This is a genomic window from Tardiphaga sp. 42S5 (assembly GCF_034044155.1).
In the GTDB taxonomy this organism is placed as follows: Bacteria; Pseudomonadota; Alphaproteobacteria; order Rhizobiales; family Xanthobacteraceae; genus Tardiphaga; species Tardiphaga robiniae.
Map to the genome: position 1 here is coordinate 4472363 of NZ_CP139027.1, position 23838 is coordinate 4496200.

The following is a 23838-nucleotide window of genomic DNA, read 5'->3' on the forward strand; positions in this document are numbered from 1 at the left end:
CCACCGCGCAGAACGCGTCACCTGTTTGCGCCGCAAGGAGCTTTGAAAATCGCTCGTTAATTGTATTGCGAGGCGATTTCCCGCGTTCATTGATTATTTGCTCGCTGTACTCATACTACCCTCGATCGATATCAGGGGGATCATTGCCGTGGACTTCCAGAGCGCCGACGCGTCCGTGGTGAAGTCCATTCGGCAGCGCGATCTGCTGAACTGCTGGCTACGGCTCTATGCACCACAACAGGCCCTGCCCGACATTGCCAACTATCGCCCGGAGCGGATGGACGAGGAACGTCCTGATCTCGTCGACTACATTGTTGATCACAGCACGGCACCGCCGCGGCTCATCATCGACAGCAACGGCACCCGCATGGCGAGCGCCTATGGTACCACCGGCAGGGGCCGCTATCTCGACGACTATCTCGGCCCGATCCTCGGTCCTGTCGTGCTGCCGGCCTATCATGAATGTATCGCACGCGAGTTGCCGACTTACACCGTCTCGATGATCGACGATGTCAACGGTCGTGTTGTCGCCTATGAGCGGATGCTGATGCCGTTCTCATCAGGTGACGGCGTCACCCACATCATCGCGTCACTCAAGACGATCAGCGAGGACGGTGGCTTCGAAATCAAAAATCTGATGCGCGGCCATCACAGCGTGCCGGTGCCGAAACTCCGGGCGGTGATCGATCGCAGCCTGTCCTATCGTACGCCGCACCGGCTCGCGGCCGGCGACGTCGTCGAGATCGACTGATCGCTATTTTACGTCTTTTGCGTAAATCTCCGGCTTGAAGCCAACCACAAGCTTGCCGCCAAGATCGAGCACAGGCCGCTTGATCATCGAGGGCTGCTCGAGCATCAGCGCGATTGCTTTGCTCTCGTTCAGACCTTCCTTGGCAGCGTCATCGAGCTTGCGAAACGTTGTGCCAGCGCGATTGAGCAGCGTCTCCCAGCCGATCTCCTTGGCCCAGCGCTGCAGCCGCGCCTTGTCGATGCCTTCGGCCTTGTAGTCGTGAAAGCTGTAGGCGACGCCATGGCTGTCGAGCCAGGCGCGCGCTTTCTTCATCGTGTCGCAATTCTTGATGCCGTAGATGGTGATGGCCATGAGATGTCGCCGTGCCTGCCAGGAGTGATCGTCGTTCTGACCTGACTAGCAGATCAGGCAGCAGCGGCTGACAGCAAATCCGCGATCATCCACAGAGGCCACCGATGATGCTGGCCGGCATCATCGGTTTGTCCTCAGATCTCAGGCCGTACGCCTGCGGTTCGCGAAGATCAACCACAGCGCCGACACCAGGAAATAGAAGGCGCCGAAACCGGCATAGGGCGCTATATCCACGATCGTCGGCACTGTGCCGCCGCCCGCCTGCTTGACAAAGAACAGGCCGGCCGCGGTCGACTGCGCTCCGCTCAGGATCATCGCCCACTGCGCACCGAATGCGCGCCAGCGTCGAACGCCGGTGACCAGTTGCGCGAGGCCCGCCAATGCCGCCCAGACGCCGAACACGGCCAGTACCGCATTCATCCCCGTCCGCAAGGCGATGGCCACCGCCAGTGCGGCAATGAGGCTCACGCCTACATTCAGCGCCTGCGAGGGATTGGCCAGCAGCCCGCCGCTGTCCTTGGCATCGAACCAGTTCGCGAGGGCATCCCAGGCGGGGTAACTGACCAGCAGGATGGCGGCGGCCCCGGGCGACGAGACGCCAACGGTGAAGGCGGCTGCCACCCAGGCTGCCGCGACGATACCGCGAACGAGGTAATAACGTGCGAGGTCTCCGCTCGCTACGGCCGGCAGGCTGGCGGTTCCCTGTGGGACGGTCATGCTGGTCTCCATCGAAGCTTGGGCCGGGCGCTCTCCACCGGGCTGGCGGAAGAACTTCGGTCAAATTACATATTACGATAACTAATATCGCGATATGCTTATTGGCTCGGGCGGGCCGCCTTGTCCATATTTATTTATCGCGATATACGTTATTGTGATATCGACGTGAGGAGAGTTGCCGTGGTACCCGCCGACATTCCGCTGGATCACCAGCTCTGTTTTTCGCTCTACAGCGCCAGCATGGCCATCGGCCGCGCCTACAAGCCGCTGCTCGACGCGCTTGAGATCACCTACCCGCAATATCTCGTGCTGAGCACATTGTGGGAGGGCGGCGCACAGAGCGTCGGCGGCATCGCCGACCGGCTGGCGCTGGAATCGAGCACGGTCACGCCGCTGGTGAAGCGGCTCGAACAGGCCGGCTTCGTCGCGCGCAAGCGCAATCCGGACGATGAACGGCAGGTCGTTGTCAGCCTCACGGCCAAAGGCACGGGTCTGCGCGAAAAATCCCGCTGCCTTGGCGAGACGTTGTTCGCCGCGGCCGGCATGACGCCGGAACGGTTGATCGCCCTGAACAGCGAGGTCCATGCCTTTCGCAATGCCGTGGCCAACTACACCGGCAAAACAGGCGCGACCGTGGCGGAGAGCGCCGACTGACGCAGATGACACACGACAGGGCGCCAGCGAATCTGTCGTAAGATGCCGGACACATTCAGCGCCGGAGCGACCATGGAGTTCACCGCACTTTTCCTGGCGATCGCCATCACCATGCTCGTCGCATGGTATGGCAGCCGCACGCTCGCATTCTCTCTGTTCGCCGTTGTGCTGATCGCCTGCGTGGCGACCTTCCTGCACCACGCCACCGACGCGCTGAAACTGTCGTTCTGAGGCCATCATGACCTCACAGCGCGCTATCGCCCTCAACGTCCTCGCACTCTACGCCCTCGCCGCGCTGCTGGCGGCCGCCTTTGCCGCGCAGTTCATTTTGGGCGAACTGCCCTGTCCGCTATGCCTGCTGCAGCGGATCATGTTCGCGCTGCTCGCCATCGGCCCGATCCTCAACATCCGCTTTGGCCCGCGTCCCAGCCATTACGCGCTGTCACTGCTTGCAGCCGTGGTCGGCGCCACCGTCTCGACCCGGCAGGTGTTGCTGCACATCATGCCCGGCGATCCCGGCTTCGGCACCGCGCTGTTCGGCTATCACTATTACACCTGGGCACTGATCGGCTTCATCGCAGCCATCATTCTGTTGTCGCTAGTGCTGCTGTTCGACCGGCAATTCGAGAAGGATCCCGCTGCTTACTCCGCGCCCAGCGTGATCGCGCATGTTGCCGTCTGGCTCGTGATCGGCCTGACGGCCGCGAACGTCGCATCGACCTTGCTCGAATGCGGCTTCAAGGCCTGCGCGGACGATCCTGTGGTGTATGAGCTATTGAAGCGATAGCGGCGTCGTTCCCCGCGGGTGCGAGCGACCTTACAAATGCGTTGAGCTGGCACGTCAGGACGACCAACCCGCACTGTCGTAAATCTCTCCGAACGTCTGAACCGCGATACAGGTGACTCCCATCGACTCCAAGAAAAAGAGCTTTCCAGCCTGCCTGTCGTCAGACATATCGTTTTTGTAAACATACCAAGCTGGATGAAAGCGCTCGCGAAACTTCTTGAAGTACTTGGCACGCTCAATCAGAAGCCAGCGCAGAAAGACTTCGTTTTCTTCAAGAGCCAAACCAAAGATGAGCAAGGGCTTATTGAATACAACATGAATCCAGGTATTCGCACCTGCCCAAATGCGACGATCCTTTGCTCCAAAGAGAGGGGCGGCGCCGCTGCGATGAAGCCAAGTCCGGGCTCGCTGAACCGACCCCATATAGTGGCTAAGTCCCAAGCGAATGCTTCGCTTGTATTTTACCATTCCGTTAATGTGCCAAACGCCGAAAGAAGCGGACGGATCAGTGATAGCTGTTTGGCTAAAGTGACACTCCCACGGGTAGTAGCTCGTAAATTTCGGATTTTGCGGACGCCAGAACTGTGCATTGACGGCATCGCTCAACACTTGATCGAAATTCGTCGTGAGCACTGGAGTGCAGTGTCGTACTGCCCAGTTCATGATCGTCCGGTGATGTGGGAGTACATCCCAACCGTCCAGGAGCGCACAAAATTGCTCCTGCAGAGCACCGATCTTACTCCCGGACAAGAGCTCCAGCACATCATAAAATTCTGTAAGCGTCGTGCCAGGTGGTACCTCGACAAGCCCGGGCGAGCACTCTTGAGCAATCTCAACGAGCAGCTGATCCCAGGAATTTACACGTTTCGATTCTACGTATCGGTGGATGCCGTTTCCGATGATCAGAGCCACATTATCGCTGCTCTGCTCAAGCAAGGCGCTAAGGCTGTTGACGGGGTTATTAGCCACAATTCCTCATGATGCTACTGCGGCGATAAGACGGCATACCACACTCAGCCTTGCCGCCTGAGTTCTACCCGCTCTTAATCCGAATCTAATGACATCAAAACACGCTTGGCAACGCCCGGCGGCCAATCTAACAACGGCACCATGACCGAGATCACTGGTATCGCCACCGCCTTCGCTCCGTTCGAAACACTGGCCTCTTCGCTTCTGCATCACGTCAAGACCGATGACGGCTCGCATGACGTCGCGCATCTGGCGCGCGTCTGGTCCAACGTCCGCATCATCCAGCAAGCCGAAGGCGGCGATCCCGAGATCCTAGCGGCAGCGACGCTGCTGCACGACTGCGTCGCCGTCGAGAAGAGCTCACCGCTCCGCGCCAGTGCCTCGCGCCTCGCTGCCGAACACGCGGTGACCCTGCTCGCCCCGTTCGGCTGGACGACCGAGCGGCTGGACCACGTTGCCCATGCCATCGTGGCGCATAGTTTCTCGGCCAAGATCACGCCCGAGACGATCGAGGCGCAGATCCTGCAGGATGCGGATCGGCTGGACGCCATCGGCGCCATCGGCATCGCGCGCTGTTTCTACACCGCCGGGCGGATGCAATCCTTCCTGTACGATCCCGAAGATCCCGCTGCGCGGCATCGCGCCTTTGATGACCGCAATTTTGCGATCGACCATCTGCCGGCCAAACTGCTGACGCTCGCGGAGGGCTTCAACACCGCCACCGGCCGACGCATGGCGCAGGAACGCCACGCGCGGACCGAGGCTTTCCTGACGGCGTTTCTGGCCGAGGTCGGCGTCTCCTGACGTGGGCGCTTACGGCGCCCACTTCGTGAACACGTAATCCCGCTCCTTCACGCGTGCCTCGTGACACGCAAAGCAGGTTTCGTGCTGTGCCTGATCCACCGGCTTGCCGTTGATGAAGCGGCCGAAACCCCAGCCGCCTGACGCGGCATACTTCTTCGAATCCTTCACCATCACCTGAACCGTTGTGGCAGCACCGGGGATCGAGGCGGATTCGAATTCAGGCGACTGGGTGTGCTTCCAGGCGAGCTTCACCAGCACCGTGCCATCGGGGAACGGCAGCTTGCCATCCCGATAGGCCTTGACCGCGATATCGTTGCCGACCACCGCGCGCAGCTCATTCAGAGGCTCGGCCTCCTGCGCCGGTGCGATCAGTTCCCATTTACGATAACCGTCGGGAAGCGCGACGCGATAGATCGGCGAAAGGTTTTCCGTATTGGCAGCGAAGGCTGCCGCTATCGCGGATGACACCACGCCTGCGGCGAGGCTCGCTGCAAGAATCCATCGCATTCCGGATCTCCTTCAGCGCGCCATCGCGTCGGCATCAATGATCGCCTGGGCGAATTCACGCGGCGCTTCCTGCGGCAGGTTGTGCCCGATGCCGCCGCTGATGAGGCGATGCTCGTACTTGCCGGTGAACTTCTTCGCATAGGCCTTGGGATCGGGATGCGGCGCGCCATTGGCGTCGCCTTCCATGGTGATGGTCGGCACCGAAATCACCGGCCCCTGCGCCAGCCGCTTCTCCAGCTCGTCATATTTCGCCTCGCCCTGGGCGAGTTCGAGCCGCCAGCGATAGTTGTGGATGGTAATGGCGACGTGATCGGGATTCTCGAACGCCTTGGCCGAGCGATCATAGGTGGCGTCGTCGAAATTCCACTTCGGCGAGGCCAGCTTCCAGATCAGCTTGGCGAAGTCGTGCCGGTACTTGTCATAGCCGAGCCGGCCACGCTCCGTGGTGAAGTAGAACTGGTACCACCATTCCAGTTCAGCCTTCGGCGGCAGCGGCATGCGGTTGCCCTCCTGGCTGCCGATCAGATAGCCGCTGACGGCGACCAGCGCCTTGACGCGCTCGGGCCAGATCGCAGCCAGAATGTCGGCCGTGCGGCCACCCCAGTCGTAGCCGCCGACCACCGCCTTCTCGATCTTCAGTGCGTCCATGAACGCGACGATGTCGGTGGCGAGCGCTGCCGGCTGGCCATTGCGCACCGTCGCGTCGGATAGGAAGCGTGTCCCGCCATAGCCGCGCAGATACGGGATGATGACGCGGTAGCCGGCCGAGGCCAGCAGCGGCGCGACATCCACATAGCTGTAGATGTCATAGGGCCAGCCGTGCAGCAGCAGCACAACGGGGCCGTTGGCCGGGCCGTCCTCGGCATAGGCGACGCTGAGGTCGCCGGCATTGATCTGCTTCAGCGGCTTGAACGACGTATGCGTGCCGCGCTTGATGGCCGGGAGCTGCTTGCCGGCCTTGGCGGCCTGCGCCGCGGCGGAGCCGATGCCGACGAACTGGGCCGCGGCGATGCCCATGAGCGCCGCGCCCAGCAGGCTGCGGCGGTTGAAGTGGCTGGTGTCGCGCTTGTCATTCGTCATGGTGCAGATCCTCCGGGCAATGACGGTTGAGGCCGTCGATGTGCGGACGATGCCGCGGTACCGGCATCCTCGCTTGAAGATTTCTCCGATTTTCTCTTGAGAAGGCCATGATTTATCGTTGAGACGGGGTGTGCTAGGGGACGCTCCTGCGCACAAGCCTTGGCGCGACAACAGGTATTGGACCCCCTATCTTGCTGTTCCGGTTCGACGAATTCGTCCTCGACACTGACCGGCGGGAGCTACGGCGGGGCACGGACACGGTGGCGGTGGAGCCGCAGGTGTTCGATGTGCTGGAATTCCTGATCCGCGCGCGGGAGAAGGTCGTCAGCCGTGACGATCTGCTGGCCGAAGTCTGGCATGGCCGCATCGTATCCGAGGCGACGCTCAGCAGCCGGGTCAACGCGGCCCGCACGGCCATCGGCGACAATGGCGAGCAGCAGCGGCTGATCCGCACTTTGCCGCGGAAGGGGTTTCGCTTCGTCGGCGAGGTCATCGAACGGACCGACAGCCCCTCTCCGCTCGTGACGACGGCGGCTGCAACGGAACTCCTGCCCGAAGCCGCCGACCCCGAAGGGCTATCGATCGCGGTGCTGCCCTTCAACAATATGAGCGCGGACCCCGAGCAGGATTATTTCGGCGACGGCATTGCCGAAGAGATCATCACGGCGCTGTCGCGCTGCAGCGGGCTGTTCGTGATCGCACGCAATTCGTCCTTCACTTACAAGAACAAGCCGGTTGATATCCGAGACGTCGGCCGCACGCTCGGCGTCAATTACGTGCTCGAAGGCAGCGTCCGCCGTGCCGGCGAGCGGCTCCGCATCATCGCGCAATTGATCGACGCCCGTTCCGGTGCGCATCTATGGGCCGACAAGTTCGATGGCGACCGCAGCGACGTGTTCGACCTGCAGGACCGCATCACCGAACAAGCCGTCGCCGCTATCGAGCCAACGCTGCGCATCGCCGAGATCGAACGGCGCAGGCACAGCCGTCCGAGCAAGCCCGATGCCTACGACCTGCTGCTGCGCGCCTCCGGCTACCAACACGACTTCACGCCGGCGAGCATGACCGCGGCGCTGGATTGCCTACGTCAGGCTCTGGCCATCGATCCGACTTACGCGCCCGCGATGGCAGCAGCGGCCTATTGCCATGCGCAGCGACACTTCCAGGGCTGGATCACTCCGGACGATACCCATCGCGGCGAAGGCCTGGCACTCGCACATCGCGCCATCGAGCGGATGCCAAACGATCCGCAGATCCTCTGGATGGCGGCGTTCGCGATCTGGAATCTCGCCGAGACGCAGACGGCGAAGGACGCCGCCATCGAACTGTTCAGCCGCTCGCTCGCCATCAATCCGAATTCGGCGACCGCACTGGCGTTGGCCGGATGGATCGAGACCATGCGCGGCCAGCAGCAGGCCGGCCGCGCGCTGCTCGACCGCGCACGACGTTTGAACCCGCTGGATCCGCACGGCTGGTTCGTCTCCGGTGCGCTGGCCATCGCCGCGATCATCGACGAGAACTATCCCGAAGCGATCAACTGGGCCGACAAGGCGCTGCTGCAGAATCGGCGTTTCGCCGTCGCACTCCGCGCGCTCGCCGTGGCGCTCGTGAAAACCGGCGCGCACGAACGCGCCGCACAGGTGGTCGAGGAACTGCTCACCATCGAACCGGAGCTGACAGTCTCCGCCTTCTTTGCGCGCATCCCGGTCCCCGTCGAATCCATGGCGAAGACCTATGCGGATGCGCTGAAGGCCGCGGGGCTGCCGGAATGACCATCCGCCCGATCGTCCGCTATCCCGACCCGCTTCTCGCGCAGCCGGCCGCTGATGTCACCGTGTTCGACGATGTGCTGCGCGCGCTCGCTGACGATCTGCGCGACACCATGCATGCCGCCCCCGGCATCGGCATCACCGCGCCGCATATCGGTGTGCTGCTGCGCGTGGTCGTGCTCGATCTCGGCGATGGCGCCAAGATCTATGTGAATCCGAAGATCGCATGGGCCTCGTCCGAACTGATCATGCATCAGGAAGGCAGCGTCTCGATGCCCGGTGTGAATGATGACATCCAGCGGCATGCGCGCGTCCGGATCAGCTATCAGGATCTCGATGGCAATACACAGATCGAAGAGTCCGACGGACTGCGTGCGGTCTGCCATCAACACGAGATCGACCAGCTCAACGGCATGTTCTGGATTCAGCGCCTGTCGCGCCTCAAGCGCGAGCGGCTGATCAAGCGGTTCGAGAAGTTGTCGCGCGCCTGAAGCGCGCGACAACCGTCACGTCCGCCATTGCGATTGGCGGCATCGGCCGGATATCAGCCTGAGCCAGGGCACGGTATGGAACAAACTCATCAGAGCATACATCACCGCCATTCCACTCCACGGCGATGAACGCGAGGTTGAACAGAGCAGGTCCGGCGAACTGCTATCGAGCACCCCCGTCAGCAGCGCCATCAATGCGAAGGCCGGTGTGGCCGCAAGGCATAGCCAGTCGGCGGCCGGCACAAGGCTACCCATTGTCCAGCGATCGGGTTTCGCACCACCCGTGACATCGTTGAGGGCGCTACTCATCGGTCTTCCGGAACGTCGCCTCTCCGGCGGCCGAGACCTCGACCCATTTCTTGTCGGGTGCGGCGCCAGCGACGTAGTTGTCATGCCAGTTCCACCATTTGTAGGTCGGAGTCTGCGGATAGCCTTCGGGCGAATCCTCCCAAACCTCCTGGCGGCCGAGCGGCGTCGCGTCGAGATAGCTCCAGGTGGTCCCCATCGCCTCGTCGCCGCGGCTGTTGATGAAATAGGTGCGGAACACGCGGTCGCCATCGCGGAAGAACACGTTGTGGCCGTGCCACTCATCCACGCCGAAGTCGGCGTCGAAACTGTCCGTGATGGTGACCCACGGCATCTCCCAGCCCATCCGCGTCTTCAGGCGCGCGATATCCGCCTGCGGTGCCCGCGAGGCATAAACGAGGGTGGTATCGCGGGCATTCAGATGCGCGAGATGGGCGACCTGATCGGCCCCCAGGGAACAGCCGCGGCAGGCGTAATCAGGCCAGCCGAACACGCCTGGCTCGAAGAAGGCGCGGTAGACGATCAATTGACGGCGGCCGTCGAAGAGGTCGAGCAAGCTGGCTTTGCCATCGGGCCCTTCGAACGCATAGGCCTTATCCACTTCCATCCACGGCATCCGCCGGCGCTCGGCAGCGAGCGCATCGCGCGCGCGCATCACAGCCTTCTCCTTCACGAGCATGTCCGTTCGCGCGGACTCCCATGCCTGCGGTGATACAATCGGTGGTGTTTTCATCGGTGCCGTCATGGTCTTCTCTCCACTTTCGTCCATCGTCATGCGCTGCCGACACGACTTGCCGGTTGATCATCGTGAGGTAGATTAGGATCCGGCAATGGACGGGTGGGAGTGACAAGTGTGGCGGGATTTGAATGGACTCCCTGATCACCGCCGCAGGTCATGCGCTCGCCGCGGGTGATCCGCTGGGTGCATTGAAGCGTGTTGCATTGCGCGATGACGCGCCGGCGCTTGCTCTGCGCGGCATCGCAATGGCGCAGCTCGGCGATTTCGCACGCGCGAAGGAGCTCGTAAAACGGGCCGCGCGCGCCTTCGGTGCGAAGGAACCGGTGGCGCGTGCGCGGTGCATCGTCGCCGAGGCCGAGATCGCCCTTGTCTCGCGCGATCTGAACTGGCCCAGCAAGACGCTCGACGCCGCACGGCTGACACTCGACGCCCACGGCGACCATGTGAATGCGGCCTATGGCGGCTATCTCGACGTCAGGCGCCTTCTGCTCATCGGACGTCTGGACGAAGCCGAGCGCAAGCTCGGCGCGCTCGATCCCGCGCCTCTGCCGCCCGCCTTGCGTACGGCTCATGCGCTGGTCGTCGCCGGCATCGCGATGCGCCGCCTGCAGGCGAAAAAGTCACGCACCGCCCTCGCCGACGCGCAGCGTGCCGCCAAGCTCGCTGCAATCCCGGCACTCACTGCCGAGGTCGACATGGCGTCCCGACTTCTCGATGCCCCCGCTGCGCGTCTGATCGCACGCGGCGGTGAACGCGTGTTGCTGCTCGACGATGTCGAGGCGTTGCAGAATTCGAAAGCCATCGTCATCGATGCGTGCCGGCATGTCATCCGCTGTCAGAAGACAGAGCTGTCGCTGGCCACCCGGCCCGTCCTGTTCGCTCTCGTCCGCGCCCTCGGCGAAGCATGGCCTGCGGACGTTTCGCGCGAAACGCTGCTGGCGCGCGCATTCCGCGCGAGACATGCCGATGATTCGCATCGCGCGCGGCTCCGCGTCGAGATGGGACGGCTGCGCAAACTGCTTGCGCCGCTGGCCGAGGTGAACGCGACCAAGCCCGGTTTTGCGCTGGTACTGCACCGAGCCCGCGACGTCGTCGTGCTGGCGCGGCCGGTCGAGGAAGAACACGCCGCAGTGCTCGCGCTTCTCGCCGATGGAGAAGCCTGGTCGAGCTCTGCACTGGCGCTCGCGCTCGGCACCAGCCAGCGCAGCGTTCAGCGGGCACTCGACGAACTTGCCGCCACTAACAAGGTACAACCGTTCGGACGCGGACGGGCGCGCCGCTGGACGTCGCCATCCCTGCCAGGACTCGCGACGATGTTGTTACTCCCGCCGCCGCTGCCGGATCACTAGGGTCATCGTCACATCATCAGGGAGAGTTACATGACCAACTCAGCAGCAGAAATCATCCGCGAATATGGCCCCTTCGAGGGCGTCGACGGCGTGCATGGCGTCACCTATGACGGCACGCAAGTCTGGTTCGCATCCGGAAACAAACTCCACGCACTCGATCCCGCAAGCGGCAAGACGGTGCGCGCCATCGACGTCGCGGCACATGCCGGCACGGCATTCGACGGCAAGCATCTGTTCCAGATCGCCGAGGACCGTATCCAGAAGATCGATCCGGCGACCGGCCGCGTGCTGAATACCATCCCTGCGCCCGGCGGCGGTGCCGACTCCGGCATGGCCTGGGCCGAAGGCACGCTGTGGGTGGGACAATATCGCGAGCGCAAGATTCACCAGATCGATCCCGACACTGGAAAGATCCTGCGCACCATCGAGAGCAACCGCTTCGTCACCGGCGTCACCTGGGTGGACGGTGAACTCTGGCACGGCACCTGGGAAAACGACGAGAGCGACATCAGGCGCATCGATCCGCAAACCGGCGAAGCGCTTGAGAAGCTCGCACTGCCGGCAGGCAGTGGCGTCTCCGGCCTCGAGTCAGATGGTGCCGATCAGTTCTTCGCCGGCGGCGGAACCAGCGGCAAGGTACGCGCGATCAGGCGGCCGAAGCGGAAGTGAAAAGCAACGAGTGACGCCACTTCACTTTCTGGTTTGCGGATAGATCGTCTCGCCCTTCTTCAGCATCTCGACGAAGGCCGCAATCCGCTTCTTGCGGCCGGCTTCGGTCTTCATATTGTGCACCCGAAATGCCAGCGAGAAGCGGTTCTGCGCACTGAGCTTGGCCAGCATCGCTTTGGCTTTCGGTTCGGCGTCGATCGCCGCCTGCAGATCGGCGGGGATCGTCATGTCCTTGCCGCTGCCATAGGCGCGATCCCAGCGGCCATCGGCCTTCGCCGCCTCGACATGGACGAGGCCGTGCTCGGTCATGCGCTCCTCTGCGACGAGGCGCGCAACATTGTCGACGTTGATCTTGCTCCACACGCTCTTCTTCCCGCGCGGTGAATAGCGTTGGAGAAAGCTCGTCTCGTCCAGCCCCTTGCGGATGCCGTCGATCCAGCCCCAGCACAGCACGACATCGATCGCCTCCTTCGGCGTGATCGATGCGAGACCAGATTTCAGTTTGTGAACCTTGATCCAGACCTCGTCGGCCTTGTCGTGGTTCTTGCCGAGCCATTTATAGAAGGCGTCAGCGTTCTTGAACTCACGCACATTCGCGGGATCGACCTTGACGGGTGCCATGCTCTGTCCTGACCGCTGCGCACCGCACTAGCGCGCGTCCAGCCCCATTTGCCAGAAATCGGCTTCCAGGCGCGACGCCTGACCGAACAGTTTTGCGAGCTCCGTAAAGCGCCGCTCGGTCATCGCACGCGCGGCGAGATCGTCGAGATGGTGGCGCGCTTTCACCGCGATATCCTGATATGCGTCGCCGGCATATTCGCCGATCCATTCGCGATACGGATGATTGCCGAGCGCGTCGGCACCACCCGGCGCGAGCTTCTTGCCGATCTCGGCATAACCGATCACGCAGGGCGCCAGCGCCACATGCAGATCGAGCAGATCCCCGGCAGCGCCGCAATCCAGTACGAAGCGCGTATAGGCCACCGTCGCCTGCAACTCGGGCGCGGCCTCGATGTCGGCGGGCGACAGTCCCCAGCGGCCGCACAGTTTTATATGAAGCTCCATCTCGCCGAGAATGGCCGCAAGTCCGCCTTGGGCCGCCTTCATGTCGTCAAGCGAGCGGCTCTTGTAGGTCGCCAGCGCATAGGCGCGCGCGAACTGGATCAAGAACAGATAGTCTTGCACCAGATAGGTGCGGAACGCGGGTTCTGGCAGCGTGCCGGCCCCGAGCTGTCGGACGAAACTATGATCGACATAGCTGGACCAGTCATCGGCCGAAGCTGATTTGAGACGATCAAAAATATCCATGCGCATTCCAATTCACGCGTTCATCCGTCCACTGCCCTGCGTTGCTCTACGCCACTTTGCGGTATAGGGCAGCATATAGAGACCGCTGAACATCAACAGAAACAGCGGTGGCAACGGCGAGAAGGTCACCCAGGCTGGAGGCTCGCCAAATCCGCGGACAGCGAAATTGGCGATGACCGTCCCGGTAAAGGCCAGCGACAGCCAGCGGTGTGCGTATCTGATCCATAGGCTCATGTTGAGCGACCCTCAGTGCATGCGGAAGTGGCGTGAAATTCTGTGTCGGCCGAATTCAGTCCAGTCGCGCCAGAAGCTGCTCCATCGACGCCAGGAATCGCGGCCATCCGAACTTGGCGCCCTGATAGGCTTGCTCCTGATCCGGTCGGAAGCCGATCTGCTCCATCCGCAGCAGCGTCCCGTTGCTCGAAGGTGTAAGGGTCCAGGTCACGACACTCTCGAGACCCAGGGCCTCCCACGTGTAAGCGAGCTTTTGGTTCGGCTCGACTTCCGTGACCCGGCAAGCGACCACGCCCCAGTTTGCGCTCAGATCAAAACGATGCCCGATGACGGGCTTGAAATCGTTTTTCATCAGCCACTCAGCGATCAGATGCGGCTGGGTCAGCGCGCGCCAGAGCTTTTCCGGCGCGTGGCCAAATTCCCGCTCGACGACGACAGAACGTGTTTCGGCTGCAGTATTGGTCAATTGTCCATCCTCTTCAGCAGTTGTTCGAGATCGCCGAACCGGCTCTCCCAGAACCCGGCCATCTGGCTGGTCCAGTCGAGCAGCGGCGCCAGGGCCGCCGGTTGCGATCGATAATGTGTCTGACGGCCGCTCTGGCGATCGAGCACCAGTCCCGCGTGCTTCAGCACGCCGAGATGCTTGGAGACCGCCGGCTGCGAGACGCCGGCTTGCGCGGTCAGTGCCGCGACGGTCTGCTCCCCGTCACGGCAGAGCCGTTCGAAGATCGCGCGCCGGGTCGGATCGGCGAGCGTCTTGAAGAGCACATCGAAAGTGTTTGGCATCGCAATCCATAACCCGTCAGCTATCGATTAGATCAATAACCGGCGAGCTATGGATTGGTCAAGCGCAAATTGGATGGAAGGGAGTTTTCGGGATCGCGGAAAGCGCGGGCGTCGTCCGAGGCGGCCGATCTACTTGCCGTCGTCGAGGCTCACCAGCACCGCCGCATTGGCGATGAGGATGCCGTCGCCGCCACTCTCGGCCGGAATATCGAGACCGCCTTTGACTGCGGTCACGGTCACAGTGCCGTAAGGCAATTCCTTCGCGACCGCCGCCGTGTCGACGTCGTCCGGATTCGGCACCGCGACGGTCACATCGACGAACATGTCATGCGGCGTCTTGCCGACCATCCGGAAGAAGCCAACGCTGGAATGGCGGATTGCATCGGAGACCGCGCGCTTCGCAGCCTTGGTGGCATCGCGACCGTGGACGTCGACGCCCATGCCCATCTCGGTGATACAGCGCACACGTGCCATCCGGTGTCCTTTTCGCTCATCCAGAATTATGTCGGTACCGACTTAAACAATCTCGCGCGACTTACACCAGCCGTCTGCTCACCAGTTGCGATCAGCGACCAGCCAATGTGCAACCCGGCTGCGGCGGAATTCTGCCGAGCGCACGGACGGTGACCAATTCACTGCCCTGCGTCTTGGCGATGAACATGCTCATGGTCGCATAGTGGTTCGCATCGATGGTGACCGTTCCAGTCGGCGACAGGATGGTGAGCCCGGCCAGCGCATCGACGATGGCCTCCTTGTCGACACGGCCCACTTTCTCGATCGCAGCCTTCAGCGCGATCAGCGTGTTGTAGTGGGTCATGACATAGTTCGACACCAGCACGTCATTGCCGGCTGAGGCCCGCACCCTGGCGACGAACGCCTTCATCTCCGGCGCGTCGCTGGTCGCCAGCGACGGCACGACGGTGATCATGTTCTGGCCCTTGCCCTTGAAGATGCCGAGATCGATCTCGGACAATCCCAGGAATGCAACCGTGGTCTCCTTGAACAAGCCCTGATCATCGGCCTGCCGGATGAAATCGATGCCGTCCCCCTTCAGCGCGAACAGCAGCACCTTCGGTTTGGCCGCCGCCACCTGCTTGATCAGCGGCGTGAAGTCCGTCTCGGTCCCCTGCGTATATTGCGTGCCGACGATGGTGCCGCCGAGCTTCTCGATCAGCGGCTTGGCAATGTCGAACATCTGATGCGGCCAGACGCGATCGGCGCCGAGCAGGAAATAGGTGTTGCCGACAGCCTCGTTCACATAGGGCAGCAACTGGCCGAGATCCTGGTTCGGCACCGTGCTGAACGAGAAGATGTAGCGGCTGCATGTGCCGCCTTCGAAATTGGTGGCGTAAAGCAGCGGCGTCTTCGTGCTCTCGGCAAGCGGCCTGATCGCATTGAAGTTGGCCGAGGTGACAGGGCCGACAACCGCCACGACGCCGCTGTCGATCACCGACCGCATCGCGCTCTCGGCGGAGGCCGGCCGGGTCTTGTCATCGACATAGATGACCTCGAGCGGCCTGCCGAGAATGCCACCCGCCGCGTTGATCTCCCTGGCAGCGAGATCGAGCCCGAGTTTTGCTTGCTCACCATAAAGTTCGACACCGCCGGAAAACGGCAGCACCGCGCCGACACGGATGGGATCCGCCGCCAGCGCTGCGGAGCCAAGCGCCAAAGGCCCTAGCAGGAATGCGAGCGTCATGACTCGTGCGACAAGTAACTTCATGCGCGCTTCCCTATGCCATGAGCTGCGCGGTCGGCGCACCTGGACTCGCGGTCATGATTGCCCCGGAAAGATCGCAGCGCGCAAGAGCCGATCAAGACTCTGCCTGCTCAGGGCAACGCGGTCGACCTGGGCACGGATACGGCAGGCGCGGGAGCGTCAGTGACTGGCGCGACAGGCAGCGGGGTTTCAGTTACGTCCGTTACGGGAGCGGCAGCCACGGGCGCGACACTATCAGGGACAATCGACACAGGTGCTCCAGCAACGGGAGCCGGCGTGATTGCCACTGGCGCACCTGCTGCAGGAGCGTCCCGAGCCACAGGGACAGGAGCAACCACCGGAGGGACAGCGGCATCGATCATCGGCTTGCAGAGCATCACGGCCGCAGCCGCTGAGGTCAATGCCGCCAGACTCTGGAGCTCCGGCGCTTGTCGGGGGTCCCCTGCCACGGCGGCCGCTTCGTCGCGAAGCCTGGCGTTGCAGTCGCAGTTAGGAATGCCGCTCGCCGGTGTGCAGGCATCGTGATTCATGCAGGCGAGATCGAGGGCATCGATGGGCGGTTTGCCCGGCCGGTTACCGGCACCGCAGTAATTGCCATGAATCAGCGTCGCGCCGTCAGTGGCGACAGCCGGATTGCTGCGGCCAGTCCGAGCACCAGACGCCCGCTCCTGCGCATGCAGCGGCGTCGTTCCTACGACGGTGCATGACATCAGTAACGCCGCACACCAGCAGCGCAGCCACGAAGCGATGGACAAGGGCTTGATCATTCTGGAGGGGTCCGCCTGGCGCCGACGGAAGATGTCGGCCGCCAAGCATACGCGCGGCGTGGCCTTAGGTTCCCGGTCCGGTTCCTCAAGTTCCGCCTATGTTCGCCCTCAGCCCGCCATCAGTTCCTTCGCCAGCGCCATATAGGCCGGGAGCGTCACCGGATCGTTGGCGGCATTGCCGGCGACCGGATGCGACGCGTAGCGCGCGATCACCATCTCGGCCTTCGGATCGATATAGAGCCCCTGCCCGTAGACGCCGCGCGCCATATACGCGCCGTGTTCATTATGGGTCACCCACCACTGGTTGCGATAGGACGCGCCGGGCAGCGTGGCGTAGCCGGCCGGCTTGAATTTTGCGGGATCGGCGCCGCGTTCGATATCCTCGACCACTGCGCTAGGCACGATCTGGCGACCGTTGAAGCGGCCGTGATTGCGCATCACCTCGCCGAAGCGCGCGAGATCGCGCAGCGTTGTCGACAGTCCGCCGCCGCCGCTCTCGGTGCCGATGCGGTCGACGTGATAATGCGCGTCCTCCTCCGCTCCCATCGGCGCCCAGATGCGCTCGGACAAGAGATCGGACAGCGTCATGCCGCTGGCGCGCCGGATGATCCAGGCGAGCGTGTCGGTGTTGACGGTCTTGTAGGCGAACGCCTTGCCATGCTCGCCCTGCTTCTGCTGCGTGCAGAGAAAGGCGAAGATGTCGCTCGCGCCTTCGTAATCCGGAGGGATCGGCGCCATGCCATTGGCGCGCCGCAGCCCCCACACATCGGAATTCTTGTCCGTGTAGACCTCGGTGTATTTGAGCCCCGTGGTCATATCCATGACTTCATGCACGCGCGCATCACCGAAGGCCGTGGCCTTCAACTCCGGCACATAGTCGGTAACCGGCGCCTGCGGATCGATCTTGCCTTCTGCGATGAGAATACCGGCGAGCGTGCCGGTGAACGACTTGGTCACCGACATGGCAATATGCGGCTTGTGCGGCTTCAGCGCGCCGCTATAGCGCTCGAAGATCAGCTTGCCCTTGTGCAGCACCGCGATGCCGTCGGCATAGGTCTCTTCAAACATGCGGGCAAACGTCATCGGCCGGCCATCCATCGTGGTCGACGCGATTCCGCCGATATCGCGCTCCGCGCGCGGCAGCGTGGATGCTCCTCCCGCGCCGCGCCAGACATTCACCGTCGGCACCAGCGAGCGCACATTGCTCCAGGCCCAGCGTAGCTCGGGAAAGTTGCGGAACGAGCCGTCGTGAAATTGGATGGTCTTGTCCTGCGCAGGCGGAAAGCCCTTCATCCAGCCGAGCATCTCGGGATCGGTCTCGGCGGCGGTGGGGACGTGGTTCGGTGCAGGCGCGTCAGACATGAAGGGGCTCCGGGAGGATGGTGAGCCAGTCGTAACATCGCGGAGAATGACGCACATCCCGCGTTTGAGCGGGGGTGCATTGATCAGTCGCATGTCGTCTGGCGACTGCTGCAGGCGACCGTCCTTCACTCGAACAGCCACCTCATCTTTGATCATTCTGAATCGAGCGTGTGACGCTCCGTAATTTCATCTCTAAGTTAGCAGCTCGCTCAATGGTCAATGCTCTCGGTTTCGAAGAATATCCGTGGTCCGGCGGGGTCCGATGACAGGTTCGGCCCGCGAAATTCCGCGGCCAAAAATCGAAATCGGCTGTCGGGAGACGCGCCGCTCGTTCGTCCTAGGGATGTGAAACACCCAGGTGGAGAGAAACAATGCCCACGATTAGCGCCTTCGAACGGTCTCCCGATCACGGAAGGGGATTGGCGCGTGACATGAGCGTTCGCTGGGCGCTCGAAGAGGTGGGCCAGCCTTACGACGTCCGTCTGCTGTCGTTCGCTGAGATGAAAGAACCCGCACATCGCAGGCTTCATCCCTTCGGACAGATCCCGACTTACCAAGACGGCGATCTCATACTGTTCGAGTCGGGGGCGATCGTCTTCCATATCGCGGAGCACCATCCGGGCCTGCTGCCAGATGATGCGAATGCCCGGGCGCGCGCGATCGCCTGGATGTTCGCCGCGCTCAGCACCGTGGAGCCGCCGATCGTGGAACGCGGAGCCGCCGCACTCACGGAGCGCGACAAGACCTGGTACGCGACGCGCCTGCCGATCCTCGACGATCGCGTTCGCGCCCGACTGGCAGACCTGTCCATCCGCCTTGGCGACGCCGACTGGCTCGACGGCAGATTCAGCGCCGGCGACCTGCTGATGGTGACGGTGCTGCGCAGATTGAACGGATCAGGACTACTGGAGGAATATCCGAACCTCTGCGCCTACATCGCCCGCGGCGAAGCGCGGCCCGCCTACAAGCGCGCCTTCGCCGATCAACTGGCGGTCTTCACCGGCAAGCCACCGACCGGCTAACAAAAGTCCGCTCTGGGGTCACTGGAACTCTCCAGAGCTATATGACCATGTAGATGGTCAGGAGCGGCATATGAACGCGATCAATCTGGCAGATGCAAAGACCCATTTGAGCGAACTTGTCGATCGGGTCGAGGCGGGAGATTCGATCGACATCACCCGGCGCGGAAAGCCGGTCGCGCGGCTCACGGCCGTGGCCAGGCCGCGCAAGCCGATTGACGCGGCCCAGCTCCAGTCCCTGACAGCGAGCATGCCGTTGCAGACACAGGCCGCCGCCGATCTGGTGCGATCGATGGGGGACAGCGACCGCTCCTGATGCTCTATCTGGACACGTCGCTGATTGTCGCCGCGCTTTCGAACGCGGCGATGACGTCATACGTCCAGGATTGGCTTGCCGAACAGGATCCCGCGCAGCTTCTGATCAGCGACTGGACCATCACCGAGATGTCCTCAACCTTGGCAATGAAGCTGCGAACCTTGCAGATCCATCCGGAACAGCGAGCGGCTGCGCTGGCCATGTTCAGCAGACTGGTCGTCGAGAGTTTTACGGTGTTGCCGGTGACTGGCAGACACTTCAGAACGGCCGCAAAGTTCGTCGATCAACACACACTCGGACTCCGCGCCGGCGAGGCGCTGCATCTTGCCCTCGCCGCGGAGCATGGCGCTACGGTGCAGACGCTGGATCAGCGCTTGGCCGACGCCGGGCCGGTGCTGGGTGTACCGACGAAATTGCTGGCGTGAGACGTAGGGCGCAATAGCGAAGCGTATTGCGCCACCCATCTGCAATGCGGCGGAATATGCTTCGCTATTCTGCGCCACTTGCTGATCAGACGTGAGCCAGCAATATATCGGCCAGCGCCTCGGGCTTGTGCCGCGCGATATTGTGCCCGCAATCAAAGGCAAAGGTCGACCACTCCGGATCGTCACTCAAGCGTTTGTGCAGATCATGAAATGGGCTTCCTTCCCACCCAAATGCACCGACGAAGGTCTTGCGCGGCACGTCATGCCAACGTCCGCGGAGCTTGATCGATTGGAGAAACGTCCCGATTGGTTGCGGCCGGCATCGCGGATCGAGATTGGGAGGCGGCGTGCAAGTGAGGCCATCAGCCTCGGCCCCCGCGACAAAGAGATCACGAAAGCGAGGCGTCGTCAGTGACCATACGGAATCGCCTGTATCAGGTACATAAGCGTCCACATAGACTAGCGCCCGGATTTGCGATGGCTCAGTATCAGCGGCGCCACTCACGATCATTCCACCGTAGGACTGGCCAACAATGACCAGGTCATCGTGTTGCGCCCCTGCGGTAGCGACGACTTCACCAATGTGAGTATCAAGATTAGCCGTTGGGGCAGGAGCATCGCCCAGCCCTGCAAGAGTCATCGGTACGGCTTTGTGACCGTGCGCTGTGAGAATCTCGGCGACCTGTTGGTAGATCCAGCCACCCTGCCAGCCCCCGGGGATGAGGATAAAGGTGGCCATATTGTTCACTCCTGGCTCTGAGCTTGAAGCGCCGACAGTCCGATCGACTACAATCAGACGACGGCGCTCAACATCACTCCCACTCGATCGTCCCGGCCGGCTTGCTCGTAATGTCATACACCACGCGATTGATGCCCGCTCGCCTGCCAGCCCCGCGGCGCGGCGCGGCAGATGTTCACCTGCCGCGCCAATTTTTGAACAGCTCTCGCTCTCCATCCTAGTAGTGGACGGACGCCCCCATCGCACCGATCTTGGGCGGTGCGAACTTGGTCAGGTCGATGCCTTCGACGGCTGCCTTGTATTCTTCCGCACTCGGCGTGCGACCGAGGATCGCCGACAGCACCACGACCGGGGTCGAGGCCAGCAGTGATTCCCCCTTCTTCTCGGCGGTGTCTTCCACGACGCGGCCCTGGAACAGACGGGTTGAGGTCGCCAGAACGGTATCGCCCTTCTCCGCCTTTTCCTGGTTGCCCATGCAGAGGTTGCAGCCCGGACGTTCGAGATACAGGATGTTCTCGTAGGCGGTGCGGTTCGCGGTCTTCGGCTTCACGTCGTCGAATTCGAAGCCGGAATACTTCTGCAGGATTTCCCAGTCGCCTTCAGCCTTCAACTCGTCGATGATGTTGTAGGTCGGAGCCGCGACGACCAGCGGCGCGTTGAACGCGACCTTGCCTTCGGCCTTCTCGATGTTCTTGAGCATCTGGGCGACGATCTTCATGTCGCCCTTGTGCACCATGCACGAGCCCACGAAGCCGAGGTCCACCTTCTTGGTGCCGCCGTAATAAGAAATCGGACGGATCGTGTCGTGGGTGTAGCGGCGCGAGACGTCGGCATTGTTCACGTCGGGATCGGCGATCATCGGCTCGTCGATGATATCAAGATCGACGACGACTTCGGCGAAGTATTTCGCATTGGCGTCGGGGGTCAGCGCGGGCTTCTCGCCCGAGCGGATTTCGGCGATGCGCGCATCGGCCTTGGCGATCAGGCCCTTCAGCGTGCCCGCGGCATTGTCCATGCCCTTGTCGATCATGATCTGGATGCGCGATTTCGCGATCTCGAGCGACTCGATCAGCGTGTCGTCCTGCGAGATGCAGATCGACGCCTTGGCCTTCATCTCGGCCGTCCAGTCGGTGAAGGTGAAGGCCTGGTCGGCGAGCAGCGTGCCGAGATGGACCTCGATGATCCGGCCCTGGAAAACATTGTCGCCGCATTGCTTGAGCATCTGCGCCTGGGTCGCATGCACCACGTCGCGGAAGTCCATATGCGGCTGCATCGCGCCCTTGAACGTTACCTTGACCGATTGCGGGATCGGCATCGTCGCCTCGCCCGTCGCCAGCGCCAGCGCCACGGTGCCGGAATCGGCACCGAAGGCCACGCCCTTGGACATGCGGGTGTGGCTGTCGCCGCCGATGATGATCGCCCAGTCATCGACAGTGATGTCGTTCAGCACCTTGTGGATGACATCGGTCATCGCATGATAGCTGCCCTTGGGATCGCGCGCGGTAATCACGCCGAAATTGTTCATGAAGCTCATCAGCTTCGGAATGTTGACCTGCGCCTTCTTGTCCCACACCGATGCCGTGTGGCAGCCCGACTGATAGGCGCCGTCGACGATCGGCGAGATGACGGTGGCCGCCATCGCTTCCAGCTCCTGCGCGGTCATCAGGCCGGTGGTGTCCTGCGAGCCGACGATGTTGACCTTGACGCGCACGTCCGAGCCGGCGTGCAGCACCTTGCCGCCGAGCACGCCCACGGCGTTGCGGTTGAAGATCTTCTCGACCGCGGTCAGGCCCTGGCCTTCGACCGAGATCTCCTTGTTCGGAGCGAAAACCGGGGTCGGCTCAACGCCGAGCGTTTCGGCGGCAAAGGTCTGCAGCTTCTTGCCAAACACGATGGCGTAGGAGCTGCCGGCCTTCATGAACTCCATCTTCTGCGGCGTGAAGGCGGCAGCGACGTCGACCAGTTCCTTGCCGTTTTCGTCGCGCAGCTTCTTGCCCTTGGCATCGAGCGTCAGGACGGTGCCGGTATCGACCGCAAATTTCTGTTCGAGGACCGGGTTGCCGTCGTTGTTCAGGATTGGCTTGCCGTCGGCGTCGAGTTTCTTGACCCAGTTCTTGAGATTGACGCCGATGCCGCCGGTGACGTCCACCGTCGTCGCGAAGATCGGCGAGATGCCGTTGGTGCCGGCGACGACCGGGGCGAAGTTGACGAAGGGCACATAGGGGCTGGACTGCTTGCCGGTCCACAGCGCCACGTTGTTCACACCGGACATGCGCGACGAACCCACGCCCATCGTGCCCTTCTCGGCGATCATCATCACGCGCTTGTCGGGGTGCTGCTTCTGCAGCGCCACGATTTCCTGCTGCGCCTGCGGTGTCATCATGCACTGGCCGTGCAGCTCCCGGTCCGAACGCGAATGTGCCTGGTTACCGGGCGACAGCAGGTCGGTCGAGATATCGCCTTCGGCGGCGACGTAGGTCACGACCTTGATCTCGTCCGCGACGTCCGGAAGCTTGGTGAAGAACTCGGCCTTGGCATAGCTTTCGAGCACGCCCTTGGCGACCGCATTGCCCGCCTTGAAGGCATCGCGCAGCCGGAACATGTCGGCGTCGTAGAGGAAGAACTGGGTCTTCAGAACTTCGCCGGCCTGCTTCGCCAGCCCGGCATCACTGCCGAGCGTGACGTCGAGCGTGACGTCGAGCAGCACCCCGATCGAGGGGCCCCCCTTCATGTGCGACAGCAGTTCCAGCGCGAAGGTCGGCGTGATTTCCGGGACGATCGCCTCACCGAGGATAATCTCCTTCAGGAAGGCGGCCTTGACGCCTGCGGCGCTCGTGGTGCCCGGCAGGGTGTTGTAGATGAAGAATTTCAGGGCGTCGGCGCGGTATTCGCTGCCACTGTCCTTGATGAGGGCGATAATTTCGCCGGTGAGCGCGCCATCGTCGATCGGCTTGGGAGCGAGGTTCTGAGCTTTCCGGCTTTCGATCTCAGCGAGGTAATCTGAATAGAGGCTCATCGTCATCCCAACGTCATGAGGTGGTTGACGCTGGAAACGCAGCGCCACCAACCGTTATTGTTAAAACCGGTCTAAAGGCGAATTCGGCTTCGAGTACGTCAATCGCGGCCGACTGACAAGATACTGCATTGCGGTAAAAATAGCCCTTTAAATTCAGCGTTCAACGGTCAAAACATGACGGCAGGCATGCTTGCCGGGCTGAA

Annotated in this window: 29 protein-coding genes and 1 pseudogene; 12 read left to right on the plus strand and 18 right to left on the minus strand. The window is 62.3% G+C overall.

The genetic code is table 11. From position 1 onward, the window contains the following. Positions 1-148: 148 nt before the first annotated feature. A complete protein-coding gene (locus SFY93_RS20855; protein ID WP_320444444.1) occupies positions 149-751 on the plus strand; it encodes a PAS domain-containing protein in 603 nt (200 codons plus the stop codon). A gap of 3 nt (positions 752-754) precedes the next feature. Here SFY93_RS20855 and SFY93_RS20860 read toward each other — a convergent pair whose 3' ends face one another. Then, on the minus strand, positions 755-1102 hold the full coding sequence (locus SFY93_RS20860) for an ArsC family reductase (RefSeq protein WP_320444445.1): 348 nt from the start codon (positions 1100-1102) through the stop codon (positions 755-757). A gap of 141 nt (positions 1103-1243) precedes the next feature. Next, positions 1244-1819, minus strand: a complete 576-nt coding sequence (locus SFY93_RS20865; RefSeq protein WP_320444446.1) for a DUF308 domain-containing protein — start codon at positions 1817-1819, stop codon at positions 1244-1246. Between the two features lie 180 nt (positions 1820-1999). Here SFY93_RS20865 and SFY93_RS20870 point away from each other — a divergent pair, with 180 nt between their 5' ends. From SFY93_RS20870 to SFY93_RS20880, 3 genes are read left to right on the plus strand one after another with little or no spacing between them, the layout of a single operon-like run. Beyond that, the gene (locus SFY93_RS20870; protein WP_414716938.1) at positions 2000-2473 is read left to right on the plus strand and encodes a MarR family winged helix-turn-helix transcriptional regulator; all 474 of its coding nucleotides are present in this window, start codon (positions 2000-2002) and stop codon (positions 2471-2473) included. A gap of 42 nt (positions 2474-2515) precedes the next feature. Next, positions 2516-2704: a DUF5993 family protein gene (locus SFY93_RS20875; protein ID WP_320444447.1), complete on the plus strand. Its 189-nt coding sequence runs from the start codon at positions 2516-2518 to the stop codon at positions 2702-2704. Between the two features lie 7 nt (positions 2705-2711). Then, positions 2712-3260: a disulfide bond formation protein B gene (locus SFY93_RS20880; RefSeq protein WP_320444448.1), complete on the plus strand. Its 549-nt coding sequence runs from the start codon at positions 2712-2714 to the stop codon at positions 3258-3260. A gap of 54 nt (positions 3261-3314) precedes the next feature. Here SFY93_RS20880 and SFY93_RS20885 read toward each other — a convergent pair whose 3' ends face one another. After that, on the minus strand, positions 3315-4229 hold the full coding sequence (locus tag SFY93_RS20885; RefSeq protein WP_320444449.1) for an SIR2 family protein: 915 nt from the start codon (positions 4227-4229) through the stop codon (positions 3315-3317). A gap of 141 nt (positions 4230-4370) precedes the next feature. Here SFY93_RS20885 and SFY93_RS20890 point away from each other — a divergent pair, with 141 nt between their 5' ends. Continuing rightward, a complete protein-coding gene (locus SFY93_RS20890; RefSeq protein ID WP_320444450.1) occupies positions 4371-5033 on the plus strand; it encodes an HD domain-containing protein in 663 nt (220 codons plus the stop codon). 9 nt (positions 5034-5042) lie between these two features. Here the strand turns inward: SFY93_RS20890 and SFY93_RS20895 are convergent, their stop codons facing one another. After that, on the minus strand, positions 5043-5540 hold the full coding sequence (locus SFY93_RS20895) for a cytochrome P460 family protein (RefSeq protein WP_320444451.1): 498 nt from the start codon (positions 5538-5540) through the stop codon (positions 5043-5045). 12 nt (positions 5541-5552) lie between these two features. Next, the gene (locus tag SFY93_RS20900) at positions 5553-6557 is read right to left on the minus strand and encodes an alpha/beta fold hydrolase (protein WP_320447815.1); all 1005 of its coding nucleotides are present in this window, start codon (positions 6555-6557) and stop codon (positions 5553-5555) included. A gap of 254 nt (positions 6558-6811) precedes the next feature. Here SFY93_RS20900 and SFY93_RS20905 point away from each other — a divergent pair, with 254 nt between their 5' ends. Both SFY93_RS20905 and SFY93_RS20910 read left to right on the plus strand, forming a co-directional pair. Next, positions 6812-8392, plus strand: a complete 1581-nt coding sequence (locus tag SFY93_RS20905) for a winged helix-turn-helix domain-containing tetratricopeptide repeat protein (RefSeq protein ID WP_320444452.1) — start codon at positions 6812-6814, stop codon at positions 8390-8392. Continuing rightward, positions 8389-8880 (plus strand): peptide deformylase, encoded by a 492-nt coding sequence (locus SFY93_RS20910; protein WP_320444453.1) that lies wholly within the window; start codon positions 8389-8391, stop codon positions 8878-8880. Before SFY93_RS20905 ends, SFY93_RS20910 begins: the two co-directional genes overlap by 4 nt. A gap of 15 nt (positions 8881-8895) precedes the next feature. On the opposite strand, the gene SFY93_RS20915 is transcribed toward SFY93_RS20910, so the two are convergent. Then, a complete protein-coding gene (locus SFY93_RS20915) occupies positions 8896-9189 on the minus strand; it encodes a hypothetical protein (RefSeq protein WP_320444454.1) in 294 nt (97 codons plus the stop codon). Continuing rightward, a complete protein-coding gene (locus SFY93_RS20920; RefSeq protein WP_320444455.1) occupies positions 9182-9931 on the minus strand; it encodes a DUF899 domain-containing protein in 750 nt (249 codons plus the stop codon). Before SFY93_RS20920 ends, SFY93_RS20915 begins: the two co-directional genes overlap by 8 nt. A gap of 122 nt (positions 9932-10053) precedes the next feature. Here SFY93_RS20920 and SFY93_RS20925 point away from each other — a divergent pair, with 122 nt between their 5' ends. Further along, on the plus strand, positions 10054-11274 hold the full coding sequence (locus SFY93_RS20925) for a winged helix-turn-helix domain-containing protein (protein ID WP_320444456.1): 1221 nt from the start codon (positions 10054-10056) through the stop codon (positions 11272-11274). A gap of 30 nt (positions 11275-11304) precedes the next feature. Further along, positions 11305-11943 carry a Vgb family protein gene (locus tag SFY93_RS20930; RefSeq protein ID WP_320444457.1) on the plus strand — a complete coding sequence of 213 codons (639 nt, stop codon included), beginning with the start codon at positions 11305-11307 and terminating at the stop codon, positions 11941-11943. Between the two features lie 21 nt (positions 11944-11964). Here SFY93_RS20930 and SFY93_RS20935 read toward each other — a convergent pair whose 3' ends face one another. The 8 genes from SFY93_RS20935 to SFY93_RS20970 form a co-directional block, all read right to left on the minus strand. Then, complete coding sequence (locus SFY93_RS20935; protein ID WP_320444458.1) at positions 11965-12564, minus strand: YdeI/OmpD-associated family protein; 600 nt, start codon at positions 12562-12564, stop codon at positions 11965-11967. Positions 12565-12591: 27 nt separating this feature from the next. Then, positions 12592-13251, minus strand: a complete 660-nt coding sequence (locus SFY93_RS20940; RefSeq protein WP_320444459.1) for a TenA family protein — start codon at positions 13249-13251, stop codon at positions 12592-12594. Positions 13252-13263: 12 nt separating this feature from the next. Next, positions 13264-13485, minus strand: coding sequence for a hypothetical protein (locus SFY93_RS20945; protein WP_320444460.1), 222 nt, complete (start codon positions 13483-13485; stop codon positions 13264-13266). Positions 13486-13540: 55 nt separating this feature from the next. Next, positions 13541-13951 (minus strand): SRPBCC family protein, encoded by a 411-nt coding sequence (locus SFY93_RS20950; protein WP_320444461.1) that lies wholly within the window; start codon positions 13949-13951, stop codon positions 13541-13543. Further along, on the minus strand, positions 13948-14271 hold the full coding sequence (locus SFY93_RS20955) for an ArsR/SmtB family transcription factor (RefSeq protein ID WP_320444462.1): 324 nt from the start codon (positions 14269-14271) through the stop codon (positions 13948-13950). Before SFY93_RS20955 ends, SFY93_RS20950 begins: the two co-directional genes overlap by 4 nt. 129 nt (positions 14272-14400) lie before the next feature. Beyond that, a complete protein-coding gene (locus SFY93_RS20960) occupies positions 14401-14745 on the minus strand; it encodes a Lin0512 family protein (RefSeq protein WP_116664620.1) in 345 nt (114 codons plus the stop codon). A 91-nt stretch (positions 14746-14836) separates the two neighbouring features. Next, the gene (locus SFY93_RS20965) at positions 14837-15994 is read right to left on the minus strand and encodes a substrate-binding protein (RefSeq protein WP_320444463.1); all 1158 of its coding nucleotides are present in this window, start codon (positions 15992-15994) and stop codon (positions 14837-14839) included. A gap of 872 nt (positions 15995-16866) precedes the next feature. Beyond that, complete coding sequence (locus SFY93_RS20970; protein WP_320444464.1) at positions 16867-18120, minus strand: serine hydrolase domain-containing protein; 1254 nt, start codon at positions 18118-18120, stop codon at positions 16867-16869. Between the two features lie 371 nt (positions 18121-18491). Here SFY93_RS20970 and SFY93_RS20975 point away from each other — a divergent pair, with 371 nt between their 5' ends. The 3 genes from SFY93_RS20975 to SFY93_RS20985 all read left to right on the plus strand — a co-directional run bounded on the left by SFY93_RS20975 (position 18492) and on the right by SFY93_RS20985 (position 19880). After that, complete coding sequence (locus SFY93_RS20975) at positions 18492-19142, plus strand: glutathione S-transferase family protein (protein ID WP_320444465.1); 651 nt, start codon at positions 18492-18494, stop codon at positions 19140-19142. Positions 19143-19212: 70 nt separating this feature from the next. After that, positions 19213-19455 carry a type II toxin-antitoxin system Phd/YefM family antitoxin gene (locus tag SFY93_RS20980; RefSeq protein ID WP_320444466.1) on the plus strand — a complete coding sequence of 81 codons (243 nt, stop codon included), beginning with the start codon at positions 19213-19215 and terminating at the stop codon, positions 19453-19455. Next, positions 19455-19880 (plus strand): type II toxin-antitoxin system VapC family toxin, encoded by a 426-nt coding sequence (locus tag SFY93_RS20985; RefSeq protein WP_320444467.1) that lies wholly within the window; start codon positions 19455-19457, stop codon positions 19878-19880. The genes SFY93_RS20980 and SFY93_RS20985 overlap by 1 nt, the downstream gene beginning before the upstream one ends. An 85-nt stretch (positions 19881-19965) precedes the next feature. Here the strand turns inward: SFY93_RS20985 and SFY93_RS20990 are convergent, their stop codons facing one another. The 3 genes and pseudogenes from SFY93_RS20990 to SFY93_RS20995 all read right to left on the minus strand — a co-directional run bounded on the left by SFY93_RS20990 (position 19966) and on the right by SFY93_RS20995 (position 23635). After that, positions 19966-20619, minus strand: a complete 654-nt coding sequence (locus tag SFY93_RS20990; RefSeq protein ID WP_120292205.1) for an alpha/beta fold hydrolase — start codon at positions 20617-20619, stop codon at positions 19966-19968. Between the two features lie 73 nt (positions 20620-20692). Next, a pseudogene (locus SFY93_RS29690) lies at positions 20693-20755 on the minus strand (GMP synthase); the annotation flags it as partial. An 81-nt stretch (positions 20756-20836) separates the two neighbouring features. Next, positions 20837-23635: a bifunctional aconitate hydratase 2/2-methylisocitrate dehydratase gene (locus SFY93_RS20995; protein WP_320444468.1), complete on the minus strand. Its 2799-nt coding sequence runs from the start codon at positions 23633-23635 to the stop codon at positions 20837-20839. Positions 23636-23838: the final 203 nt, after the last annotated feature.

What these genes read in the sequence shown, in the direction of transcription:
- SFY93_RS20860 (WP_320444445.1), bottom strand. Translation starts at nt 1,102, where the DNA reads ATGGCCATCACCATCTACGGCATCAAGAATTGCGACACGATGAAGAAA.
- SFY93_RS20865 (WP_320444446.1), bottom strand. Translation starts at nt 1,819, where the DNA reads ATGACCGTCCCACAGGGAACCGCCAGCCTGCCGGCCGTAGCGAGCGGA.
- SFY93_RS20875 (WP_320444447.1), top strand. Translation starts at nt 2,516, where the DNA reads ATGCCGGACACATTCAGCGCCGGAGCGACCATGGAGTTCACCGCACTT.
- SFY93_RS20880 (WP_320444448.1), top strand. Translation starts at nt 2,712, where the DNA reads ATGACCTCACAGCGCGCTATCGCCCTCAACGTCCTCGCACTCTACGCC.
- SFY93_RS20890 (WP_320444450.1), top strand. Translation starts at nt 4,371, where the DNA reads ATGACCGAGATCACTGGTATCGCCACCGCCTTCGCTCCGTTCGAAACA.
- SFY93_RS20895 (WP_320444451.1), bottom strand. Translation starts at nt 5,540, where the DNA reads ATGCGATGGATTCTTGCAGCGAGCCTCGCCGCAGGCGTGGTGTCATCC.
- SFY93_RS20900 (WP_320447815.1), bottom strand. Translation starts at nt 6,557, where the DNA reads ATGGGCATCGCCGCGGCCCAGTTCGTCGGCATCGGCTCCGCCGCGGCG.
- SFY93_RS20910 (WP_320444453.1), top strand. Translation starts at nt 8,389, where the DNA reads ATGACCATCCGCCCGATCGTCCGCTATCCCGACCCGCTTCTCGCGCAG.
- SFY93_RS20915 (WP_320444454.1), bottom strand. Translation starts at nt 9,189, where the DNA reads ATGAGTAGCGCCCTCAACGATGTCACGGGTGGTGCGAAACCCGATCGC.
- SFY93_RS20920 (WP_320444455.1), bottom strand. Translation starts at nt 9,931, where the DNA reads ATGACGGCACCGATGAAAACACCACCGATTGTATCACCGCAGGCATGG.
- SFY93_RS20925 (WP_320444456.1), top strand. Translation starts at nt 10,054, where the DNA reads ATGGACTCCCTGATCACCGCCGCAGGTCATGCGCTCGCCGCGGGTGAT.
- SFY93_RS20930 (WP_320444457.1), top strand. Translation starts at nt 11,305, where the DNA reads ATGACCAACTCAGCAGCAGAAATCATCCGCGAATATGGCCCCTTCGAG.
- SFY93_RS20935 (WP_320444458.1), bottom strand. Translation starts at nt 12,564, where the DNA reads ATGGCACCCGTCAAGGTCGATCCCGCGAATGTGCGTGAGTTCAAGAAC.
- SFY93_RS20940 (WP_320444459.1), bottom strand. Translation starts at nt 13,251, where the DNA reads ATGGATATTTTTGATCGTCTCAAATCAGCTTCGGCCGATGACTGGTCC.
- SFY93_RS20945 (WP_320444460.1), bottom strand. Translation starts at nt 13,485, where the DNA reads ATGAGCCTATGGATCAGATACGCACACCGCTGGCTGTCGCTGGCCTTT.
- SFY93_RS20955 (WP_320444462.1), bottom strand. Translation starts at nt 14,271, where the DNA reads ATGCCAAACACTTTCGATGTGCTCTTCAAGACGCTCGCCGATCCGACC.
- SFY93_RS20960 (WP_116664620.1), bottom strand. Translation starts at nt 14,745, where the DNA reads ATGGCACGTGTGCGCTGTATCACCGAGATGGGCATGGGCGTCGACGTC.
- SFY93_RS20965 (WP_320444463.1), bottom strand. Translation starts at nt 15,994, where the DNA reads ATGAAGTTACTTGTCGCACGAGTCATGACGCTCGCATTCCTGCTAGGG.
- SFY93_RS20970 (WP_320444464.1), bottom strand. Translation starts at nt 18,120, where the DNA reads ATGTCTGACGCGCCTGCACCGAACCACGTCCCCACCGCCGCCGAGACC.
- SFY93_RS20975 (WP_320444465.1), top strand. Translation starts at nt 18,492, where the DNA reads ATGCCCACGATTAGCGCCTTCGAACGGTCTCCCGATCACGGAAGGGGA.
- SFY93_RS20980 (WP_320444466.1), top strand. Translation starts at nt 19,213, where the DNA reads ATGAACGCGATCAATCTGGCAGATGCAAAGACCCATTTGAGCGAACTT.
- SFY93_RS20985 (WP_320444467.1), top strand. Translation starts at nt 19,455, where the DNA reads ATGCTCTATCTGGACACGTCGCTGATTGTCGCCGCGCTTTCGAACGCG.
- SFY93_RS20990 (WP_120292205.1), bottom strand. Translation starts at nt 20,619, where the DNA reads ATGGCCACCTTTATCCTCATCCCCGGGGGCTGGCAGGGTGGCTGGATC.
- SFY93_RS20995 (WP_320444468.1), bottom strand. Translation starts at nt 23,635, where the DNA reads ATGAGCCTCTATTCAGATTACCTCGCTGAGATCGAAAGCCGGAAAGCT.